Source organism: Mitsuokella apri (assembly GCF_047974105.1).
Classification (GTDB): domain Bacteria; phylum Bacillota; class Negativicutes; order Selenomonadales; family Selenomonadaceae; genus Mitsuokella.
Genome location: NZ_JBHYRS010000002.1, coordinates 169,369 through 192,214, shown reverse-complemented (window position 1 = coordinate 192,214; position 22,846 = coordinate 169,369). Strand labels below are relative to the sequence as shown.

The following is a 22,846-nucleotide window of genomic DNA, read 5'->3' as shown; positions in this document are numbered from 1 at the left end:
GGCGGCTTTTTTGTTTTCTTTTTTCATTTTGCCGTCCCGAAAAAGAGGAGAAGTCTGTCCTGCGAAAGAATCTTATTGCATCGAACGTCTATTTCTTGTATGATGGAAATAGGTATACAATAAAGAAGGAAAAACGATATTGATGTATAAAAAGTGGAATTTATATGAGCCCGTGCCGGAGCTTGGGACTTTTGCCGAAAGCATCGGCCGGGACAAGACGCTCGCGGCCCTGCTCTGGCACCGCGGCATCCGCACGCGCGAAGAAGCTGACGTGTTTCTGCATCCGGAAAAGCAGCCATACGTTGACCCGTTCCTGATGCGTGATATGGATAAAGCGGCATCACGCATCGAAAAAGCGCTGCGTGACGGCGAAAAAATCACGGTCTACGGCGATTACGATGTCGACGGCATGACGGCGACGTCTCTTCTCGTGCGTGCCTTAAGGCTCTGGGGCGCGAATGCTGACTTTTACATTCCGGACCGCATGACGGAAGGCTATGGCCTGAACCGCAGGGCTCTGGAAGAGCTCGCAGGGAAGACCGACCTTTTAATCACGGTCGACTGCGGCATTGCCTCGGTCGACGATGTCGCGGCCGTTACAGAGAACGGAAGTCTCGATATCATCATTACGGACCACCATCTGCCAGGGAAGACATTGCCGCCGGCTCTTGCCGTGCTGAACCCGCACCGCGCAGACTGTCCGTATCCCTTCAAGGACCTCTGCGGCGTCGGCGTGGCCTTCAAGCTCTGTCAGGCCGTCGGGAAAAAGCTGCATCCGAAGGCGGAGCTTTTTCATGAGGATTTGGAGCTTGTGGCCCTTGGCACGGTCGCGGACCTCGTGCCGCTGCGCGGCGAAAACCGCCGCATCGTCAAGGAAGGCATGGCGCGCATGGAGTCGTCTAACCTTGCCGGCGTGGCCGCTCTTATCGAAGTCGCAGGCCTTACGAACAAGAAAATCAATGCCGGCCATCTGGGCTTTCTGCTCGCGCCGAGGCTCAACGCGGCCGGACGCATCGAGTCGGCCCGTACGGGCGTGGCCCTCTTGACATCTACGGACCGCGAAAAGGCCGCGAAGCTTGCCGAAGAACTCGACATGCTGAACAGCGAACGCCGCGAAATCGAGCATGCCATCTGCGAGCAGGCAGAAAAAGAGCTCGAACCCCTCGACATGGCGGAAGAAAAGGCCATCGTCATCGCGGGCAGGGGCTGGAACCCCGGCGTCATCGGCATCGCGGCATCAAGGCTTGTCGATAAATTCTACAAGCCGACCATCGTGCTGTCGATTGGGGAAGACGGCAGCTGCCGCGGTTCGTGCCGCAGCATCGAGGGGCTCAATATGTACGAGGCTCTGACCGCCTGCCAAGACCACCTTACGCAGTTCGGCGGCCACGCGATGGCAGCAGGCCTATCGCTTCGCGAGAAGGATATTCCCGCATTCCGCGAGGCCTTTGCCGCTTATGCAGGGGCACACCTCACCGAAGAGGACTACGAGCCAAAAGTTTCTGTGGAATTTGAGATGATGCCTGAGGAACTGACCTTGGACCTTGTCGAAGAGCTTTCGCTCTTAGAGCCATACGGCATGGGCAACCCGAAGCCGTATCTCGGCTGCCGCAATGTGCGGGGCAGGGAAGCCGCCGCCATTGGCCGTGACCATAATCATCTGCGCTTCAAGCTCGGCACGCAGGAAAATCCGGTGACGGGGCTCATGTGGAATCACGCAGAGCTCTTGCCTTCTGTGAACAGCGAAGCCCTCGACATCGTCTACGCACCGGCCGTCAACGAGTGGAACGGGCAGAAGAGCCTGCAGTGCATGGTGGAAAGCCTGAGCCCCGCAAGCTCCGAGCGCATTTTCCCCGAAAGGGAGCTTCTGCGCGATGTCTACCGCTTCCTCTTTGCCTGCCAGAAGCAGCAGGGGAAAATTCCCTTCGATACAATGACGCTTGCAGATGGTTTCAGCAGGGCCTTTCATCATATTTCAGCGTATACGATGGGTGCAGCCTTGCGCATTTTTCAGGAATTGGGTATTCTAAGAGAGAATATTAGCGAAAGCAGCTATTATCTGCCGCCCGCGCACGGCAAAATGGAGCTGGAAGCTTCACCAACGTTCAGGCGGCATAAGGTCATCTGACTGCTGTATAAAAAGAGAGAAAGAAGCACAGGTGGCCGGCAGCTCTGCCATTGGCCGTGCTGCCGCATAAAGGAGTGGGTTGTATGAATGACAAAGACAAAGAACCGGTGACGATTGACACCATCATCGACGCCGTCAAAGAATATTCGCCGAAGGCCGACCTCGACCTCATCCGGCGTGCCTATGAACTGGCGAAAAAGGCACATGAAGGCCAGACACGCGTATCGGGGGAAGCGTACATCATCCATCCGCTGCACGTGGCCCAGATCCTCACGCAGCTGCATCTTGACGATGTGACCATCAGCGCGGCTCTTCTGCACGATGTCGTCGAGGATACGATTTACACGAATGAGCAGATGAAGGAAATGTTCGGCGATGAAGTCGCCATGCTCATCGACGGCGTGACCAAACTCGGCCGCCTGCAGTATAAATCGAAGGAAGAAGCCCAGCTCGAGAGCTACCGCAAGATGTTTTTGGCCATGGCCAAGGACATCCGCGTCATCATGATCAAACTCGCGGACCGACTGCACAATATGCGCACACTCAAATATATGCGCGAGGATAAGCAGAAACGCATTGCGCGCGAGACCATTGAAATCTATGCGCCGCTTGCCAACCGCCTCGGCATTTCGAGCATCAAGTGGGAGCTTGAAGACCTCTGCCTGCGCTATCTCGAGCCTGAAATCTACTACGACCTCGTCGAGAACGTCAAGCAGAAGCGCCGCGAGCGCCAGTCCTTCATCGATACGGCCATCAAGCAGATTCAGGAAAAACTCAAAGAGGCCAATATCAAAGCCGATATCAGCGGCCGCGCCAAGCACTTCTACAGCATTTATAAGAAGATGAAGCGCGACAACAAGGACCTCAGCGAAATCTACGACCTTTCCGCCGTGCGCGTGCTCGTCGATTCCGTCAAGGACTGCTACGGCGTCCTCGGTGTCATCCACGCCATGTGGAAGCCGATTCCGGGCCGTTTCAAGGATTACATCGCCATGCCGAAGTCGAACGGCTATCAGTCGCTGCACACGACCGTCATGACGCGCGGCTACCCGCTCGAAATCCAGATCCGTACGTTTGCGATGCATCAGGTCTCAGAATACGGTGTCGCGGCGCACTGGAAATATAAAGAGGCCGGCAAGGGCGCGAAGGCCACGGGTGCAGTCGACCAGAAAATGAGCTGGCTGCGCCAGATGGTCAGCCTGCAGCAGGAACTCAGCGACCCGAAGGAATACTTCGAAGCCCTCAAGGTCGATATCTTCTCCGACGAGGTCTTTGTCTTCACGCCGAAAGGCGACGTCATCGACCTGCCGAAGGGCTCCATCCCGATTGACTTTGCGTACCGCATCCATACGGAAGTCGGCCATCACTGCGTCGGCGCGAAGGTCAACGGCAAGCTCGTGCCGCTTGAATACAAGCTCAAGAACGGCGATATCGTCTCCGTCATCACGAATAAGGCCAACAACGGCCCGAGCCGCGACTGGCTCAACATCGTCGCATCGTCTGAGACGCGCAGCAAAATCCGTTCGTGGTTCAAGAAAGAAAAACGCGAAGAAAACATCGAACGCGGTCTGGAACTCATCAAGGATGAGGCCAAGCATCTCGGCTATGCGCCAAAATCGCTGCTGAAAGAGGGCAGACTGCAGCAGGTCGCGGAAAAACTCAATATCCAAAGTGAAAATGACTTGCTCGCAGCTCTTGGCTACGGCGGCCTGACCGTGCGCAGCGTCATGACGAAGCTCATCGAACTCTACAAGAAAGACCTCAAGGAAGCAACGCCACCCGACGTCTCGAAGATGCTTTCGGAGCTCAAGACGCCGCAGCACAGCGGCAAGCGCAGCCGTTCGAGCCACGGCGTGCTCGTCGAGGGCGAAAGCGGCCTTCTTGTGCGCCTGGCCCGCTGCTGCAACCCGATTCCGGGCGACCCGATCACGGGCTTTGTCACGAAGGGACGCGGCGTTTCCGTGCACCGTGCCGACTGCCCGAATGTCATGCGTGACACGGACTTTTCGCGCATGATCGAAGTCAGCTGGGATATCGGCCTCGACAAGGACTACACGGTCGAAATCGAGATTGTCTGCAATGACAAGAGCGGCGTGCTCGCCGAACTTCTCGCCGTGCCGTCGGAGATGAAGATCAACATCCGCAGCGTCAACGCGAACCCGAACCGCAGCAACAAGACCTCGACGGTCGTCATGGGCCTCGATGTCAAGAACGCCACGCAGGTCGCGCAGATCATGACAAAGATGCGCCGTCTCAAGAATGTTTACAGCGTCTCGCGTGCCCTCGGCAGCCATCCGGGCAAAGAGTGAGGCTTCGTTTTTAAATTTTTCTTTAAGTTTTATAAAACCCTGTTATAGTGAATTGTATTTTTGTGACATTTCTGTTATAATGTATGCATTTAAATCGCATAGAAACCTGTTGTTCAAATAAATCAAGTAAATTATGATAGAAAAGCAGGTATGGATAAAAGAAAAGGGGATTTTACTTATGTCACAGACGTTTACGATGGATGACCTCAAAAAAATGCTGCAGGAAAGACAGCATAAAATGACGCCGCAGCGCCAGATTGTCCTGCAGATTTTCCTTGACCATCCGGGCGAACACCTTTCCGCCGAGGATGTCCACGGCATCCTGCGCGACAATAAATCTGAAATCGGCCTTGCGACGGTCTACCGCAGTCTCGAACTGCTCTCTGAGCTCGGCATCCTGCAGAAAATGGAATTTGGCGACGGCTGCAGCCGCTACGAAGTCAACCGCACGGACCCGGCAAAGCACCACCATCATCATCTGATCTGCACGAACTGCGGCAAAGTCATCGAATTCCAGGATGACCTGTTGGAGCCTCTCGAGCAGGATATCGAAAACAAGATTGGCTTCAAGGTCAGCGACCATCAGGTCAAATTCTTCGGTCTCTGCAAGGAGTGCCAGGAGGCACAGGAACATGGCGCTCAGGATTAAGACCTTTACGCTCAACAATAAAAAGGAAATCATCTCGAAAATCGTGCGCGAGGTGCTCGTGCTCTTTAAGGTCGAAATCGTCGGCCGGCGCGGCGAGGCGGACTATCTGCAGCTGTCCGTCATCAATCACCGCCTGAAGGATACAAAAGACGGCCGCGTAGTCATCGAGTCAAAACTCATGCTTTTTGACAGGGAAGGCCATGAATGCACCTTTACGCAGCGCCGCACGGGGGCCCTTGACGAACGCGAGGGGGCGTCTGTCAACCGTCTCATCAAGCTCAATCTCTACCATATATTCCGCGAGGAACTCGGAATGCCCCAGGCGCCCTGGGGCATTCTGCATGGCGTGCGCCCAACAAAAATCGTGCATCGCTGGATTCGCGGCGGCATGGATGAGGCGGGCATTATCGAGCGCCTGCAGGAAGATTATGCCTGCAGCGAAGAGAAGGCCCGCGAAATCGTGCCGATGGCCTTCCGTCAGCTGCCGTTTCTGAAAACTTCCGACGAAAAGACTGTCAGCGTTTACATCGGCATCCCGTTCTGCCTGACGCGCTGCCTTTACTGCTCATTCCCATCGAACATTCTGCCGGGCGATAAAAAGCTGCGTCAGTTTATGGATGTGCTCAAAAAGGACATGACGGCCGCGAAGGATGCCATCTCTCATTACGGCTTCCACGTGCAGAATATTTACGTGGGCGGGGGCACGCCGACGAGCCTGCCTGACGATTTTTTTGCCGAAATGCTCGAGATGGTATATAATGATTTTCATGAGCCTTCTACGGTGGAGTTTACCGTCGAGGCCGGACGGCCCGACAGCATCACGCAGGGTAAAATCGAGACGATGAAACGCCTTCATGTCACGCGCGTCAGTGTCAATCCGCAGACGATGCAGGCCAAGACGCTTCATCGCATCGGCCGGCAGCATACGCCGGAGGACGTCGTGAAGATGTTCCACGCGCTGCGAAAGGCCGGCATCCCGCACATCAACATGGACCTGATCCTCGGGCTTCCGGGCGAGACGGCCGAAGATGTGCGCGATACGATGGAGAAAGTCACGGCGCTCGGCCCTGACGACATCACGCTGCATGCTCTTGCCCTGAAGCGCGGCTCGCGCCTGAAGCTTTTGATGGAGGAGCAGCATGTAGAGCTGCCGTCGGACGAGGAGACGCGCCGCATGTCGGAAGTCGCGATGGCCTATGTCAGAAAACTCGGCATGCGCCCGTACTATCTCTACCGTCAGGGTTATATGAGCGGCGACCTTGAGAATGTAGGCTGCTGCCGCGATGGTGCCGAAGGCATGTACAACATCCAGATTATGGAGGAACATCAGACCATCATCGGCATCGGCGGCGCGGCCTCCACGAAGGTCGTCGACTTCCGCCAGAAACGCATGAAGTCTTCCTTTAATGCGAAGGACCTCGTGACGTATCTGCGCGACATCGATATGTATATCGAAAAACGCCGCAGTCTTCTCGACGAAGTTTACGGCAAATCATGATAACAGGGGGAACGATTCATGCTCACCAATGCCCCTCGGGGAACAAAAGACATTCTGCCAGATACCGTTGGCGAATGGAATTACGTTGAAGGAAAGATCCGCGACATCTGCGGCCGCTACGGCTTTGAAGAAATCCGCACGCCGCTCTTTGAGCACACGGAGCTCTTCCATCGCGGCATCGGCGAAGGTACGGATGTCGTCGACAAGGAAATGTACACGTTCGAGGACCGCGGCGGACGCAGCATCACGCTGCGCCCGGAAAACACGGCCTCTGTCGTGCGCGCTTATCTGCAGAACAAGCTCTACGGCGATTCGTCGCTCGTCAAGCTCTTCTACATCGGCTCGATGTTCCGCTATGACCGTCCGCAGGCCGGCCGTATGCGCGAATTCCATCAGTTCGGCGTCGAATCGCTCGGTGAAGAGAATCCGATGGCCGATGCTGAAATCATCATGCTGGCCGTCGATTTCCTGCAGTCGCTTGGCCTTAAAGACCTCGAGCTCAGCCTGAACTCCGTCGGCTGCCCGAAGTGCCGTCCTGTTTACCGCAAGGTCCTGCAGGACTACTTCCGCGATAAACTCGATGACCTCTGCGATGACTGCAAGGACCGCTTCGAGAGAAGTCCTCTGCGCATCCTCGACTGCAAGGTCGATGCCGACAAGCCGTTCATGGCCGATGCCCCGAAAATCACGGACTGCCTCTGTGACGAATGCCGTGAGCATTTTGAGAAGGTCCAGAGCTATCTGACGGATGCCGGCGTTTCGTTTAAACTCGACCCGCGTCTCGTGCGCGGCCTCGATTACTACACGAAGACGGCCTTTGAGATCAAATACGCGCCGCTCGGCGCCCAGAGCGCAGTAGCCGGCGGCGGCCGCTACGACGGCCTCATCGAGGAAATCGGCGGCAAGCCGACTCCGGCTGTCGGCTTTGCGACGGGCCTCGAGCGCGTGCTGCTGGCCCTTGAGAAACAGAATCTCATCCCGGAGCAGCCAAAGAAGACGGATGCCTTTGTCGTCGCCCTTGGCGACGCGGCAAAAGCACCGGCGTTTACGCTTTTGACAAAGCTGCGCCGTGCCGGGCTCAAGGCTTCGATGGATTATGCGGGCCGCAGTATGAAGGCCCAGATGAAACAGGCAAACAAGGCTCATGCCCGCTTTGCGCTGATCATCGGTGAAGATGAAGTCAAAGAATCCTGCGTCATGCTCAAAGATATGGAAAAGAGCGAGCAGCAGAAGGTTTCTTTTGATGCAATTATAGAAAAGCTATGTGCTGAGGTGAAAGGTTAATGGAAACATTACAAGGTATGAAGCGCACCCATCATTGCGGCGTGCTTCGCAAGACGGATGTTGGCCAGGAAGTCGTACTCTGCGGCTGGGTCTCCCGTCGTCGTGACCATGGCGGACTGATTTTCGTCGACATGCGCGACCGTTCCGGTTTCGTGCAGATTGTCTTCGATGAAGCTGCCATGAACGAAGGAACGTTCCACAAGGCAGAGTCCCTGCGCAACGAGTTCTGCATTGCCGTACGCGGCAAGATCCGTGCGCGCAGCGAAGAGACGATCAACCCGAACATCGATACGGGCGAAGTTGAGGTCGTCTGCGCAGAGCTGCGCATCCTCAATACGTCGAAGACGCCGCCGTTCTACATTCAGGATGGCATTGATGTGGACGAGATGGTCCGCCTCAAGTACCGTTATCTTGACCTGCGCCGCCCGGAGATGCAGAAGAACATCATCCTGCGTCACCGCGTGACGAAGATCATGCGTGACTTCTTCGACCGCAACGGCTTCCTCGAAATCGAGACGCCGATGCTCTGCAAGAGCACGCCGGAAGGCGCCCGCGACTTCCTCGTCCCGAGCCGCGTCAATCCGGGCGAGTTCTACGCCCTGCCGCAGTCCCCGCAGATCTTCAAGCAGATTCTGCAGGTTGCCGGCTTTGAGAAGTACTTCCAGATTGTCCGCTGCTTCCGCGATGAAGACCTGCGCGCTGACCGCCAGCCGGAATTCACGCAGCTCGATATCGAGATGAGCTTCATGAGCCAGGACGATATCCTGACGCTCATGGAAGGCATGATCAAAGAGCTCTTCAAAAAGGCCATCGGCAAGGACATCCCGACGCCGTTTGAGCGCATGGAGTGGGATACGGCCATGGACAAGTACGGCTCCGATAAACCGGACCTGCGCTTTGACATGCCGCTCATGGACATCTCCGAGTACGTCAAGGGTTCGAGCTTCAAGGTCTTCAACTCCGTCATCGAAAATGGCGGCATGGTCAAGTGCATCAAGGTCGACGGCTACGCCGACATCCCGCGCCGCCGCCTCGACGACCTCGTCAAGTTCGTTCAAGTCTACGGTGCCAAAGGCCTTGCCTGGATTCAGTACACGGCAGACGGCATCAAGAGCCCGTTCAAGAAGTTCTACGATGATGAAACGTTTGCCAAGATCGCCGAAGCTACGGGCGCCAAGACGGGCGACCTGCTGCTCGTCGTCGCTGACAAGCGTCTCGTCGTCGATACGGCTCTCGGCCAGCTGCGCCTCGAGATGGGCAAAGAGCGCAATCTCATTGATCCGGATGCACTCCGTTTCCTCTGGGTCGTCGACTTCCCGATGTACGAGTGGAGCGAGGAAGAGCACCGCTTCAAGGCCATGCACCATCCGTTCACGGCACCGCGCGACGAGGATATTCCTCTCCTCAACACGGACCGCATGGGCGAAGTCAAGGCCAACGCTTACGATATGGTCCTCAACGGCGTCGAGATTGGCGGCGGTTCGCTGCGTATCTACAACGCCGACCTGCAGGAAAAGGTCTTCGAGTCCCTCGGCCTCACGCCGGAACAGGCTCATACGAAGTTTGGCTTCATGATGGATGCGTTCCAGTACGGCACGCCGCCGCATGGCGGCCTCGCTTTCGGCCTCGACCGTCTCGTCATGCTCATGGCGAAACGCCCGTCCATCCGCGACGTCATCGCCTTCCCGAAGACGCAGAGCGCCCGCGACGTCATGTCGAACGCTCCGTCGCCGGTTGACGAGAAACAGCTCCGCGAGCTGTCGATCCGCACGGCCGTCAAGAAAAAAGAGAAGAAAGAAAACTAATCCTTAAGTTTAGCAGGGTTAGTATGGAAAAGCCCCGGGCATCAAAATGGTGCTCGGGGCTTTTTGTTTTTTCCTGCCTTATTTATATTGACACGATAATTCATCTTCATACTTGTAAAATACACGAGCCCTATGATAAAATTAACCTTATATCATAAGGGCTTGCAGTATTTCAGCCTAAGGGGGTAATGATTTGCCGAAGAAGATAGATATTCTGGGCGTCAAGGTGGATTCCGTCACGATGGACGAAGCCGTGGCCCAGGTGGAGACATATATGGATGAGATGAGCGGCGTGCTCATCGCGACGGCTAATGCGGAGATGATCATGCGGGCGACGCATGACCAGGAGCTCATGAAGATTTTGAACGAAGCGGCTCTCGTCGTGCCGGACGGCGCGGGAACCGTCTGGGCCGCGCATCACCTCGGCCACGATATGCCGGAGCGTGTCGCAGGCTACGACCTCGCGCAGGAACTCATGAGACGTGCGCCGGAGAAAAAACGCCGCATCTATTTCTTCGGCTCGGCCCCGGGCGTTGCCGAACTCGCCAAGCAGAAGGCGGAACGCCTGTATCCGGGCATCGAGATTGTCGGCACGCGCAACGGCTTCTTCTCGGAAAAGGATGAGCCGGAAATCATCGAAAACATCCGCAGGGCTAAGCCGGACCTGCTCTTGGCTGCCCTTGGCGTGCCGAAGCAGGAAAAATGGCTCTACAAGCATCAGAAAGAACTCGGCGTGCCCGTATCGATTGGTGTCGGCGGCACGCTCGATGTCATGGCGGGCGTCATGAAGCGCGCCCCGCGCTGGATGCAGAAGGCGAAGCTTGAATGGCTGTTCCGCGGCATGCTGCAGCCGAAGCGCGCCGGCCGCCTCATGGCCCTGCCGAAATTCGTGCTCAAGGTCCACAAGGAAAAGGGCAAAAAATAAAAGGGATATTTTGCCCGGACTTCCGGAAAGAAGGGCGGCAGACTGCCCTCTGCTTATGGACAAAGGCTGGGCAATCCGTTATAATGATAAATTAGCAGGCAGGCCAGTAGGGGAGACTGGCCTGCTCCGTATGCGGCCGCTTCGGCAGCAGCTGCGGACTGATCACGGAAACAGGAGGTGGAGTTTTGACTCCGATCATTTCAGAAGGGTATCCGTTTATCGGGGGATGTTTTGTACTGACGCTGCTGTTGGGCTGGTCGTTTCATCCGCTGGTCGCGGTCATCCCGTTTATCTTCATGCTGTATTTCTGCTATTTCTTCCGCAATCCGAAGCGTCATATCGAAAAGGATGCCTCGGTCATCCTGTCGCCGGCCGACGGCACGGTCACGGACATCGTCGAGCTCGAGGCGGATGAAGACGGCTTTGTCAAAGGGCCCTGCACGAAAATCGTGATTTTCATGTCGGTCTTCAATGTGCATGTGAACCGCAGCCCGATGGACGGAGAAATCAAGCTTCAGAAATATTACTGCGGCCGTTTCCGTCCGGCTTACAAGGACACGGTCGGCTTTGAGAACGAACACCACCTGCTCGGCATCGAGAACGGCAGCCTGCGCATCACGGTCAAGCAGATTGCCGGCATCTTGGCACGCCGCATTGTTTCGTATGTCACGCTCGACGACAAGCTCGAGCAGGGCGAGCTCTACGGCATGATTAAGTTTGGTTCGTGTCTTGAGGTCGTCATGCCAAGGGAGGTTTCCGTGACTGTGGCGAAGGGCGAAAAAGTCGCCGGTGGTACAACGATTATCGGGAGGATGAAAGACTGATGGATTATCGCAGGTTAATACCGAATATGTGCACGTCGTCGAATCTTGTTTTCGGCATGTGTTCAATCTTGTCGACGTACAGTGGCAATCTCACGTGGGGCTCGATTTTTATCCTGCTTGCGCTCGTCGCTGACGGCCTTGACGGCCGCACGGCACGTTTCTTCGGCGTGGCCAGCGAGATGGGCAAGGAGATGGATTCGCTCTGCGACCTCGGCTCGTTCGGCATCGCACCGGCATTTCTGGCCTGGGCGTTCGTGCTGCATAACCATGGGATTCTCGGCGTCATCGTCGTGATTTTCTTTGCCATCTGCGGCATGTGGCGCCTCGCACGCTTCAATGTCAATGCCTCGGTTGTGCACGGCTACTTCATGGGCCTTGCCATTCCGGCCGGCGGCAACATCGTCGCCATGACGACGTTGCTCTTCGTGAACCTCGGCATTGACCCGATGTGTTTTGGCATCTGGTATCCTATCATTATGGCCTTGGTCGGCTGGCTCATGGTCAGCCATGTTCATTACCCGAATTTCAAGGGCGATGGCGGCGAGCCCATCTATCTCGTCTCGAAGATTGCGGCTCTCGTCATGTTCATCGCTATTCTCTGGCTCGGCCACGCGTCGCTTCTCGCAGCACTCGCTGTCGCGATTTTCTCTACGTATGCTGTGCTAGGCATCGTCAATTCTCTGCTGGCAAGTTTTGCAAAGAAAGGCTGATTGTTTTTGTTCACACATCCTTTTGACATCATCATGGTGCCAATGCAGATCCTGATTTTCCTCTTTACGCTGTACTTCTTCGTCATCGGCTTTTGCGGCATGTGGCGTAAGAAGGAAGTTAAGATCAAGACGCCGCGCAAGACGTTTGCGCTCATCGTCGCGGCTCATAACGAGCACGCCGTCATCGGCCAGCTCGTCGAGAACCTCAAGCAGCTCAATTATCCAAAGGACATGTACGACATCTATGTCATCGCGGATAACTGTTCGGACAATACGGCGGAGATTGCGGAAAAGGCCGGCGCGATTGTCGAGGTGCGCACACATCCGACGAAGAAGAGCAAGGGCTATGCCCTGCAGTGGATGTTCGACCGCCTGTTCAAGATGGACAAGCAGTACGATGCGGTCTGCGTCTTCGATGCCGACAACCTCGTGCATCCGCAGTTCCTCATGGAGATGAATAACCGTCTCTGCAAAGGCGATAAGGTCATTCAGGGCTATATGGATGCCAAAAACCCGTACGATACGTGGGTTTCTGGTACGTTCGCCATCGCGTTCTGGGTCATCTGCTACATTTCACATCTCGCGAAATCGAACATCGGCCTGTCGGCCTGCCTCGGCGGCACGGGCATGTGCTTTGATTCAGAAATCCTCAAGAAACACGGCTGGCAGGCAACGTGCCTGACCGAGGATATGGAATTCACGATGAAGTGCATGGCCGAGGGCATCAAGACGAGCTGGGCACACGACGCCATCATCTACGATGAGAAGCCGCTGACGTTCAAGCAGTCGTGGAATCAGCGCCGCCGCTGGGCGCAGGGCCAGTTCGATGTCGGTAACCGCTTCATCCCGAAGATGCTCAAGGCCGGCTGGAAGCACAAGGACATCCGCATGTGGGATGAATGCATCTACCTCATGCAGCCGCACTTCCTGATGATTTCGACCATCTTCATCATCATCAGCTACATCCAGCTCGCGTTCCCGCCGTTCTACACGAACATCTATAATTTCATGCCGTCGCAGCTCATGACGGCCATCATGCTCGGCCAGTACATCCTGCCGATGATCATCCTAATTAAGATTCGTGCCAAATGGAAATCCTGGCTTTACATGCTGCTGTATCCGGTGTTCATCTACTCCTGGATTCCGATTATCTTCCTCGGCTTCATCCACCGCAATGAACACGAGTGGAGCCATACGCAGCACACGCGTGCCATGAGTATGAACGACATCGTCGGCAACGTCAAGAACACGAAGTCTATCAAAAAGACGGAACAGGACTGATGTAAGCCCATTTTGCATGTTTTACCTCCCTTATATATGAAGGGAGGTTTCGTTTTAGTAAACCTGATATATTTGCTGCATTGAAAAGGAGATTTTTTATGTATACGTTAAAAGTAGAGGGCGCGTTTGAAGCCGCCCACCGCGTCGTCGATTATCCTGGCAAGTGCGACCGTCTGCACGGCCACAACTGGAAGGTCGAAGCCATCGTCAAGGGCAAAGAGCTCGATGAGCTCGGCATGCTCGTCGATTTCAAAGTCGTCAAGAACGTCCTTAAGGAAACGCTCGACCGCTTTGACCATCGTTTCCTCAATGAGCTCAAGCCGTTCAGCGAGGGCGTGAACCCGACGGCCGAGAATCTCGCGCGCATCATCTTCAAGGAGATGGAACACAGCAAGGCCTTTGTGCGCGACAGTTATCTCTACGCCATTACCATCTACGAGACGCCGAATTCCTCGGTCACGTACACGAAGGAATAATAGGGGGGCACGGTGATGCAGGAAAACCTTATTGAGATTTTTTCATCGATTCAGGGCGAGGGCAAATACGTCGGCTGCCGTCAGGTCTTTGTGCGGCTCGAGGGCTGCAACCTCGACTGCAGCTACTGCGATACCGAGAATACGCCCAATACGCATCCATTCTGCAATGCGGAGACGGCAGCCGGCTCGCGTCAGTTTGAGAGGCTGGCCAATCCGCTGACGGCAGAGCAGACGGCAGAACACATCCGAAAGCTTCTGCAGGAAGTCCCGCATCAGGCTGTGAGCTTCACGGGAGGGGAGCCGCTGCTGCATGCCGCTTTTATCCGCGAGGTCGCAGACCATCTGCGCAAACACGGCAGCGAGGTCAAAATCTTCCTCGAGACGAACGGCACGCTCTATAAGCAGCTCGCATCCATCCTCGATATCACCGATATCATCAGCATGGATATCAAGCTGCCGAGCATTGTCACGAAGCCGCAGTGGGAGGCCCATGCCAAATTCCTCGAGCTGGCGCGCACGAAAGACCTTTACGTCAAGCTTGTCGTATCGGACGAGACGACGAAAGAGGAATTTGAAAAGAGTGTGGAACTTCTCAAGGAATATGCACCGGACGCGCTGTTTATCATTCAGCCGGTCACGCCGTACGGCGGCTGTAAGGCCGCGAGCCCTGAAAAAATCCTCGCGTGCCATGCCTATGCCCTCAAGAATCTCAGGGATGTCCGCGTCATTCCGCAGACGCATAAGATGATTGGCCAGCTCTAAGCGGGGCCGATTGGGTATCCAGAGATGTTGAGATACATCCGCGTTAATTTTGTTGTTGATTTGCTAAGGGAGAGTCAAAAGAATCATGAAACTGTTGGAAGAGAGAATCAAGCAGGATGGCATCGTACTGCCGGGCAATGTACTCAAGGTGGATTCGTTCCTCAATCATCAGATTGACCCGGAACTTTCGCAAGCCATGGGCGAGGAATTCGCACGCCTTTTCAAGGATGCAAAGATTGACCGCGTGCTGACGGTCGAAGCCTCGGGCATTGCCATCGGCGTCATGACGGCTTTAGAGCTCCATGTGCCGCTCGTCTTTGCGCGCAAGAAAAAGTCGGCCCTGATTAACGAGCCTGTCTACACGCACCGCGTCTTTTCCTATACGAAAAAAGAGTACTCCGACATTCTCGTGCTGCAGAAATTCCTGCCGGCGGGAGAGCGTGTGCTGCTTATCGATGATTTCCTCGCTAACGGCGAAGCCGCCCTCGGCCTTGCCAAGCTCGTCGAGGATGCGGGCTCTGAGGTTGCCGGCATCGGCATCGCGATTGAAAAAGCCTTCCAGCCGGGCCATCAGCGCCTGCTTGACAAGGGCTACCGCCTTGAGGCTCTCGCCAGTGTCGCATCGCTTGCAAACGGCCAGATCCGCTTCACGAATGATGCGGATAAAGACTGAGGGGGCGGCTGACGTTGACCACTACTGCTGCTGTCCATCCCGTTGACCAAAAGCTGCCTTGGGGCAGGACGCTCGTCTATGCCTTTCAGCACGTGCTGGCCATGTACGCCGGTGCCGTCGCCGTGCCTCTCGTACTCGCCGGCGCCGTGCACCTGAGCACGGAACAGCTCATATACCTCATTAACGCAGACCTCTTCACCTGCGGCATCGCCACGCTCGTGCAGTCTTTGAGCATCAAGGGCTATATCGGTTCGAAGCTGCCAATTGTACAGGGCTGTACGTTTACGGCTGTCACGCCGATGATTATCATCGCCAATACGCATGGCGGCGGGGCAGAAGGCCTGCAGGTCGTCTACGGTGCGGCCATTTTTGCCGGCATTGCCTGCTTTGTCATCAGTAATTTCTTCAGCAAGATGCTGCGGTTCTTCCCGCCGGTCGTCACGGGCTCTGTCATCACGGTCATCGGCCTTTCGCTGATGCCTGTGGCGGTCAACTGGATTGCCGGAGCCAATCCGACGGCCCCGGACTACTGCGACCCTTCGCATATCCTTATGGCTGCCGTTGTCCTCGCCATCATCCTCGTCATTTACCGCGTCTGCCGCGGCTTCCTGCGCCAGATTTCGGTTCTCTTAGGCCTCGTCATCGGCACGATCATCGCGGATTTCTGCGGTATGGCGGATTTTCACGCCGTAGGGGAGGCTGCTTCCCTTGGCATCACGACGCCGTTTGCCTTTGGCTATCCGATTTTTGAGCCGGTCTCGTGCCTTGCGATGACACTCGTCATGCTCGTTACGATGGCCGAGACGACGGGCGACATCGTCGCCATCAGTGAGATTGTCGATAAACCGATGACCGAGGACATGCTGACAAAGGCCCTGCGCGCCGATGGTTTCTCGACGGCACTCGGCGGCATCTTCAACACGTTCCCGTACACGGCCTTTGCGCAGAACATCGGCCTCATCGGCATGACGGGCGTGCGCAGCCGCTACATCGTCGCGACCTGCGGCGTCATGCTCATGATTCTCGGTCTCTTCCCGAAAATGGCGGCCGTCGTCGCCAGCGTGCCGACCATGGTCCTCGGCGGTGCGGGCCTTGCGATGTTCGGCATGGTCGCTGCCAGCGGCTTTCAGGCCCTTTCGAAGGCTGACCTGCACAAAAAGGGCAATATCATGGTCGTTGCCATCAGCGTCGCCGTCGCCCTGATCCCGATTGGTGTGCCGAGCTTCTACAGCAAATTCCCGACCTGGGTGCAGATTATCTGCAACAGCGGCATCACGATTGGCAGTATCACAGCCATCATCCTGAACCTCCTGCTGCGCGACGCACCGGAGCCGGACGAGGGCAAACTGCCGTTTAAGGATAAGTAAGAAAGAAAAAAAGGGGGGCTTGCCCATGTTCCTGAAAAAATATCTCGACAGTCTGGAAAAGGAAAAGCGCGAAGTCCTGCTCGGCAGAGAGACGCAGGACCCGCTGCATGAAGCCTTTCGCGCGAAACGCGTCGTCCACGCGGGCCTTCTCGGCGAGCCCGTCCCAAAGGGGCAGGGGCAGGAGACTTGGGCAAAAGCCATGGAAGAGCCCGCCGACGCCAGCCGCCAACATGCCGTCTACATCCACATCCCGTTCTGCCAGACAAAATGCCTCTACTGCGGCTTTTTTCAGAATGTGAGCCGTCAGTCGGCAGAAGACGAATACATCGATGATTTGCTGACGGAAATGCGGCGCGATGCACAGAAAAAACAGCTGCAAACCGCCAAAATTGACAGCGTCTACATTGGCGGCGGCACGCCGACATCGCTTTCGCCTGCAAATGTCACCCGCCTTTTGCAGGGGATTCACGAATCCTTCCATTTGGCCGCGGACTGCGAACTGACCCTTGAGGGCCGTATCCACGACCTCGTGCCGGAAAAAATCGATGCATGGCTGAAAGGCGGCGTCAACCGCATTTCGCTCGGCGTGCAGTCATTTGATACGGCGATTCGGCGCCGCGTCGGCCGCCTCGATACGCGCGAAGAAGTCCTGCGCCGCCTGAAACTCCTGAAAGAACACGATGTCACGGTCATCGTCGACCTCATTTACGGCCTGCCGGGCCAGACAAAAGAACTTTGGCTTGACGATATCAAAACGCTGCTGACGACGGATGTCGACGGCATGGACCTCTATCAGCTCAATATTTTCCCCGGCGGCGACCTCGAGAAGGCCCTGCAGTCAGGAAAAATCCCGGCCTGCGCCGATATCGCAGGTCAGGCCGATTTGTACATAGCGGCACGTGATTTCTTAATGGGCGAGGGCATCGAACGCCTGAGCCTCTGCCACTGGCGCCGCCACAAAAGAGAACACAGCCGCTACAATACGATGGCCAAGACAGGTGCTGCCATCTATCCGTTCGGCTGCGGTGCCGGCGGCAATTTCGGCGGCCTGACATTCATGCAGCAGCGCAAACTGCAGGCCTACAGTCAGGCCGTCCGCGCAGGCCGCAAGCCCATCATGATGATGGCCCATCAGGTCGAACAAAAACTGCAGCAGACAAGCGATACCGTCATTGCGAACCTGGAGACAGGCTTCCTTGATTTTCGCCAGCTCTGCCTTACCGATTCCCGTCTTGAAGAACTTGAAATTGTGCTGGACCTCTGGAAAAAGCGCGGGCTGATGCAGGAAGACCTCGGCATCTGCCGCCTGACAAAAGCCGGTGAATTCTGGTACATCAGCCTGACGCAGAGCCTCATCGAATGCATGCAGGTCATCTGCCAGCCGGAAGAAACGGCTTCCGCGCCGACAGAAGAAGGAGAAAGCGAAGACGCCCTCGACGCCTGCCTCGCCGAGATGATGCCGGGCTCGACATTTGCCGAACGCAGTGCCATGGTCCGCAAAATTCCGCTGCCCGTGCGCATGATGCTCAAGCGTTCCTCTAAAGACGCCTTAAAAAACATGCTGGCCGGCCTGCCGCCCGCCATGCTCAAGCGCATGCTAAACAAAGCTTCCGACTGACGGCAGCCCCCAGCAAAAGAGCAAAGCGAATTTTGCGCGCAACGAAGAAAACAAAGATAAAGATAAGGAAAACGAAGTAAGGAAAGGGCTGCCACTAAGCGGAGCTTTGGCCGTCTGCGTCAAGAACTTATTTTTTGCCAACAAGGCCCCTTGCAGGGGAGCGTCGTCCAAACGAAGTGCGTTCAGCTCCCTGCAAGGCTGAGTTAAAAGGCAAAAAATAAGTTTAGCAGCCGGCCATGCGGAGCTTAGGGGCAGCCCTTTCCGTCTTCTATTGTACGCTTTTTCTCGCCGCCCCTAGACGCACGCACAAATATTGATTATAATGATACATAGACTGATTCGTATAAAAACGGGAACACCCGCTTTCATATTTAGGAGGAAATCAAATATGACGAAAAGCACGAAACCAATCTATGTCATTGGTCATCGCAATCCGGATACGGATTCCATCTGCTCGGCCATCGGCTATGCGCATCTGAAGCAGGCCCTTGGCTTCAACGCTGTGCCGGCGCGCGCAGGCAAGGTCAATGCCGAGACGAAATACGCCCTCGAGCATTTCCATGTCGAGCAGCCGCTGCTGCTGTCGGATCTTTATCCGCGTGTCAAGGACGTTACGCTTGACTGCAAGATTGTTGTCAAACAGCACGATACGCTGCGCCATCTCGGCGAAGTCATGCGCGGCCATGACCTCAAGTCGGTGCCGGTCACGGACAGCAAGGGCATCCTCGTCGGCATCGTCACGGTTTCGGACCTCGCAAAGCGCTATTTCCAGGAACTCAGCATGCAGGACCTTTCGGAAATGCGCGTGCGCTACCGCGACATTATCGCTGCCACGGACAGCGAAGTCCTCGTTTCGGGCGATGAAAGCGATTTCATCAAGGGCAAAGTCCGCATCGCTGCCGGCTCCATCAAGACGATTCAGGATACGATTGAAGAAAGTGACATCGTCCTCGTCGGCGACCGTCATGATGAAACCCTCATCGATATCGTCAATCAGGGCATTTCCTGCCTGATCGTCACGGGCAACGGCCGCGTTTCGGCCGATGTGCTCGAGGCTGCGGAAGCAAAGCACATGTTCGTGCTCGTTTCCCCGTACGATACGTACACGGTCGCACGCCTCATCAACCAGTGCGTGCCAATCCGCCGCATCATGCATCCGGACCCGGTCTGCTTCAAGCCGCTTGACCTGCTTTCCGATATCAAGGGCACGATGGAAGAGACGAATTACCGCAACTATCCGGTCCTCGAAAACGGCCGCCTCGTCGGCCTTGTCAGCCGCGACAACCTCATGGTGCCGGAGCGCGACCGCGTCATCCTCGTTGACCACAACGAGCGCGGCCAGGCTGTCGAGGGCATCGAAGAAGCCAAGATTCTCGAGATCATCGACCATCACCGTCTTGGCGGCATCCAGACGAGCGAGCCGATTTTCACGCATGCAGAGCCTGTCGGCTGCACGGCAACGATTGTGGCCAATATGCATTGGCAGCATGATGTCGATATCCCGGCTTCGATTGCCGGCCTGCTGCTTTCGGCCATCCTCTCGGATACGGTCCTCTTCAAGAGCCCGACGTGCACGCCGTACGACAAGAAGACGGCAGAGCGCCTCGCCGAAATCGCCGGCGTCGACATCAACGAATACGGCATGGCTATGCTCAAGGCTGGTTCCGGCATCGGCGATATGACGCCGGCTGAAATTGCCAAGAACGACCTCAAGGAGTTCCAGATTGGCGATTACCGCGTCATCGTCAGCCAGATTTCTGTCATGGACCCGAAGGAAGTCCTGGACCTCGAGCCGCAGCTCATCGAAGCCATGCAGAACATCTGCGACAAGGAAGGCTTCGACCTCAGCCTCGTCATGGTCACGGATATCCTGCAGGAAGCAACGTATCTGCTCTTCACGGGTTCGCCGAAGACGCTCATTGGCGAGGCCTTCAAGAAGGACGCCAGCGGCACGCATATCTATCTGCCGGGCGTCATGAGCCGCAAGAAACAGGTCATTCCGCCGCTTTCCGAAGCCGTTAAGCGCATCGGCAAGAACTGATTGACTTAAGCTAAATTTCGCAGCAAAAAACAAAGCCTTCCCCGTCATTTCTTTTGGTGATGGGGGAGGCTTTGCTATCGCTGAAATACGTAAAATAAATTACTTAAATGGATAAGATTGGAGGATACATTTGGATATTTTCAGTGGCTTGAATCCGGCACAGAAGAAGGCCGTTGCTCATATTGACGGACCGCTGCTCATCATGGCGGGCGCGGGCTCGGGCAAGACAAAGGTTTTGACCTGCCGCATTGCGAATCTGCTTGCACAGGGCGTGGCACCGTATAATATTCTGGCCATCACGTTCACGAACAAGGCTGCGACGGAGATGCGCGAACGCGTGGACCGCATGATTGGCGACGCGGCGAAAGACGTCTGGCTCAGCACGTTCCATTCGTTCTGCGCGCGTTTCCTGCGCCGCGAGATTGAGGCGACGGACATTTACAAGCGCAATTTCGTCATCTACGACTCGTCGGACAGCCAGACCGTCATCAAGGAATGCCTGAAGGAACTGAATCTCGACGACAAGCAGTACACGCCGGCCAGCGTCCAGAATGCCATCTCGAACGCCAAGAATCAGCTCATGGGCCCGAAGGCCATGGAGCGAGATGCCGACAATTTTCATCAGAAGAAGATTGCGGAGGTCTACAAGCTCTACGCGGCAAAGCTTCGCAACAACAATGCCCTCGACTTCGACGACCTGCTGATGATTTCCGTGCTGCTGCTCGAGGAAAACGAGGACATCCGCACGAAGTATCAGGGCCGTTTCCGCTACATCCTCGTCGATGAGTATCAGGACACGAACGGCGCCCAGTACCAGCTCACGAAAATCCTCGCGGCCCGTCATCACAATCTCTGCGTCGTCGGCGATGCCGACCAGTCGATTTACGGCTGGCGCGGCGCCGATATTCGCAACATCATGGACTTTGAACAGGATTATCCGGAGGCCACGGTCATCAAACTCGAGCAGAATTACCGTTCGACGAAAAATATTCTCGCTGCGGCCAACGCCGTCATCGAGCACAATGTCAACCGCAAGCCCAAAAAGCTCTGGACCGAGAACGCGACGGGCGAGAAGCTCACATCGTATCAGGCCATGGATGAACGCGACGAAGCCCAGTTCGTCACGACGACCATCATGAAGCAGCGCACGATTTTCAATGCCTCGTACGGGGATATCGCCGTGCTTTACCGCACGAATGCCCAGTCGCGCGTCATCGAGGAAACGTTCATGCGTTCGGGCATTCCGTACACGATGGTCGGCGGCCTGAAATTCTACGACCGCAAGGAAATCAAGGACATCCTCGCGTATCTGCGCGTCATCTATAACCCGCTCGACACGGTCAGCCTCATGCGCATTATCAACGTGCCGAAGCGCGGCCTCGGCGCGACGAGTATGGCGCGCCTGACGGCCTACGCCGAAGAAAACGGCCTTTCGCTTTTCGACGTCATCTCGAATCCCGAGGTACTCGAATCCATTCCGGGCATCACGGCACGCGTCCGGAAGCCCTTGGAACTCTTCACGACGTTCATCTTCAATTTCATGAACACGCATATGAATATGAAGCTCGATGACCTCATCGACAAGGTCCTCAAGGAATCCGGCTACATCGACGAGCTCAAGTCCGAAAAGAAAGTCGAAAACGAATCGCGCCTCGAAAACCTCAAGGAATTCATCGGCGTGGCCCGCGACTTCGAAAAGTCGGAGGAAAATCCAAACCTCGAGACGTTCCTCTCGCAGCTCTCGCTCGTTTCCGACATCGACAATGCCGATATCGAGGACGACCGCGTGACGCTCATGACCCTGCATTCGGCCAAGGGCCTTGAGTTTCCAATCGTCTTCATGATTGGCATGGAAGAGGGGCTTTTCCCGCACTCGCGCACACTCATGAACCCCGATGAAATCGAGGAAGAACGCCGCACCTGCTACGTCGGCATCACGCGCGCCCAAAGAAAGCTCTACCTCACAAATGCCCGTCAGCGCACGATTTACGGCAAGACGAATGCCTTCCCGCCCTCGCGCTTCCTCGCGGAAATTCCGGACGAATACGTCGAACGCCTCGTGCCGCGCGCCAATGCCTATGGCTTCGCCAATGCCAATCATTACGGCGCCCAGCAGCGCAGCGGCTTCATGAGCTTCCGCCCGAGCCCAAATCAGATGGGCAGCGGCACGCACTTTGCCGGCAAGCCGCAGTCGGCGCTCGAAGCCCTCGCGGCCCTGCAGGACCGCCAAAAGCAGCGTCCTGCCGCACAGGGCGTCATCCGTCCCGACACGAGCATCAAGTGGAAAGTCGGGGACAAGGCCCGCCATGGCAAATGGGGCGTCGGCACCGTCGTTTCGGTCAAGGGCTCCGGCGAAGAAGTCGAGCTCAAGATTGCGTTCCCGGGGCAGGGCGTCAAGGGCCTGATGCAGAAATACGCGCCGATCACCAAGGCTTAAATATTTACATACCTATATAGGAAGCAAAATAGGAAGCAAAGAAAAAGGAAGGTGTCATT

At 56.0% G+C, this 22,846-nt stretch carries 17 protein-coding genes; all 17 read left to right on the top strand.

The window, feature by feature from the left end:
* Positions 1 to 142 precede the first annotated feature (142 nt).
* A complete protein-coding gene (recJ, locus tag ACE419_RS03865) occupies positions 143 to 2,128 on the top strand; it encodes a single-stranded-DNA-specific exonuclease RecJ (RefSeq protein WP_435721247.1) in 1,986 nt (661 codons plus the stop codon).
* 83 nt (positions 2,129 to 2,211) lie between these two features.
* Positions 2,212 to 4,437, top strand: coding sequence for a RelA/SpoT family protein (locus ACE419_RS03860; RefSeq protein WP_435721072.1), 2,226 nt, complete (start codon positions 2,212 to 2,214; stop codon positions 4,435 to 4,437).
* Positions 4,438 to 4,615: 178 nt separating this feature from the next.
* Complete coding sequence (locus ACE419_RS03855; RefSeq protein ID WP_432648312.1) at positions 4,616 to 5,086, top strand: Fur family transcriptional regulator; 471 nt, start codon at positions 4,616 to 4,618, stop codon at positions 5,084 to 5,086.
* Positions 5,070 to 6,584: a coproporphyrinogen dehydrogenase HemZ gene (gene hemZ / locus ACE419_RS03850; protein WP_435721071.1), complete on the top strand. Its 1,515-nt coding sequence runs from the start codon at positions 5,070 to 5,072 to the stop codon at positions 6,582 to 6,584. The genes ACE419_RS03855 and hemZ overlap by 17 nt, the downstream gene beginning before the upstream one ends.
* 18 nt (positions 6,585 to 6,602) lie before the next feature.
* Positions 6,603 to 7,868, top strand: a complete 1,266-nt coding sequence (gene hisS, locus ACE419_RS03845) for a histidine--tRNA ligase (RefSeq protein WP_435721070.1) — start codon at positions 6,603 to 6,605, stop codon at positions 7,866 to 7,868.
* Complete coding sequence (gene aspS, locus ACE419_RS03840) at positions 7,868 to 9,673, top strand: aspartate--tRNA ligase (protein WP_435721069.1); 1,806 nt, start codon at positions 7,868 to 7,870, stop codon at positions 9,671 to 9,673. Before hisS ends, aspS begins: the two co-directional genes overlap by 1 nt.
* Positions 9,674 to 9,866: 193 nt before the next feature.
* The gene (locus ACE419_RS03835; protein WP_503128868.1) at positions 9,867 to 10,598 is read left to right on the top strand and encodes a WecB/TagA/CpsF family glycosyltransferase; all 732 of its coding nucleotides are present in this window, start codon (positions 9,867 to 9,869) and stop codon (positions 10,596 to 10,598) included.
* Positions 10,599 to 10,783: 185 nt separating this feature from the next.
* Positions 10,784 to 11,422, top strand: coding sequence for a phosphatidylserine decarboxylase family protein (locus tag ACE419_RS03830; RefSeq protein ID WP_295713621.1), 639 nt, complete (start codon positions 10,784 to 10,786; stop codon positions 11,420 to 11,422).
* Positions 11,422 to 12,132 (top strand): CDP-diacylglycerol--serine O-phosphatidyltransferase, encoded by a 711-nt coding sequence (gene pssA, locus ACE419_RS03825; RefSeq protein ID WP_295713618.1) that lies wholly within the window; start codon positions 11,422 to 11,424, stop codon positions 12,130 to 12,132. Before ACE419_RS03830 ends, pssA begins: the two co-directional genes overlap by 1 nt.
* A gap of 33 nt (positions 12,133 to 12,165) precedes the next feature.
* On the top strand, positions 12,166 to 13,413 hold the full coding sequence (locus tag ACE419_RS03820; protein WP_295631847.1) for a glycosyltransferase family 2 protein: 1,248 nt from the start codon (positions 12,166 to 12,168) through the stop codon (positions 13,411 to 13,413).
* A 98-nt stretch (positions 13,414 to 13,511) separates the two neighbouring features.
* Positions 13,512 to 13,889: a 6-carboxytetrahydropterin synthase QueD gene (gene queD, locus ACE419_RS03815; RefSeq protein WP_435721068.1), complete on the top strand. Its 378-nt coding sequence runs from the start codon at positions 13,512 to 13,514 to the stop codon at positions 13,887 to 13,889.
* 15 nt (positions 13,890 to 13,904) lie between these two features.
* The gene (locus tag ACE419_RS03810) at positions 13,905 to 14,651 is read left to right on the top strand and encodes a 7-carboxy-7-deazaguanine synthase QueE (protein WP_435721067.1); all 747 of its coding nucleotides are present in this window, start codon (positions 13,905 to 13,907) and stop codon (positions 14,649 to 14,651) included.
* A gap of 85 nt (positions 14,652 to 14,736) precedes the next feature.
* A complete protein-coding gene (locus ACE419_RS03805) occupies positions 14,737 to 15,324 on the top strand; it encodes a xanthine phosphoribosyltransferase (RefSeq protein ID WP_435721066.1) in 588 nt (195 codons plus the stop codon).
* Positions 15,325 to 15,338: 14 nt separating this feature from the next.
* Complete coding sequence (locus tag ACE419_RS03800; RefSeq protein WP_435721065.1) at positions 15,339 to 16,691, top strand: nucleobase:cation symporter-2 family protein; 1,353 nt, start codon at positions 15,339 to 15,341, stop codon at positions 16,689 to 16,691.
* Positions 16,692 to 16,716: 25 nt separating this feature from the next.
* Positions 16,717 to 18,309 carry a heme anaerobic degradation radical SAM methyltransferase ChuW/HutW gene (gene hutW / locus ACE419_RS03795; RefSeq protein ID WP_435721064.1) on the top strand — a complete coding sequence of 531 codons (1,593 nt, stop codon included), beginning with the start codon at positions 16,717 to 16,719 and terminating at the stop codon, positions 18,307 to 18,309.
* Positions 18,310 to 18,697: 388 nt separating this feature from the next.
* Positions 18,698 to 20,350: a putative manganese-dependent inorganic diphosphatase gene (locus tag ACE419_RS03790; RefSeq protein WP_435721063.1), complete on the top strand. Its 1,653-nt coding sequence runs from the start codon at positions 18,698 to 18,700 to the stop codon at positions 20,348 to 20,350.
* 130 nt (positions 20,351 to 20,480) lie between these two features.
* Positions 20,481 to 22,787, top strand: coding sequence for a DNA helicase PcrA (pcrA, locus tag ACE419_RS03785; protein ID WP_435721062.1), 2,307 nt, complete (start codon positions 20,481 to 20,483; stop codon positions 22,785 to 22,787).
* Positions 22,788 to 22,846: the final 59 nt, after the last annotated feature.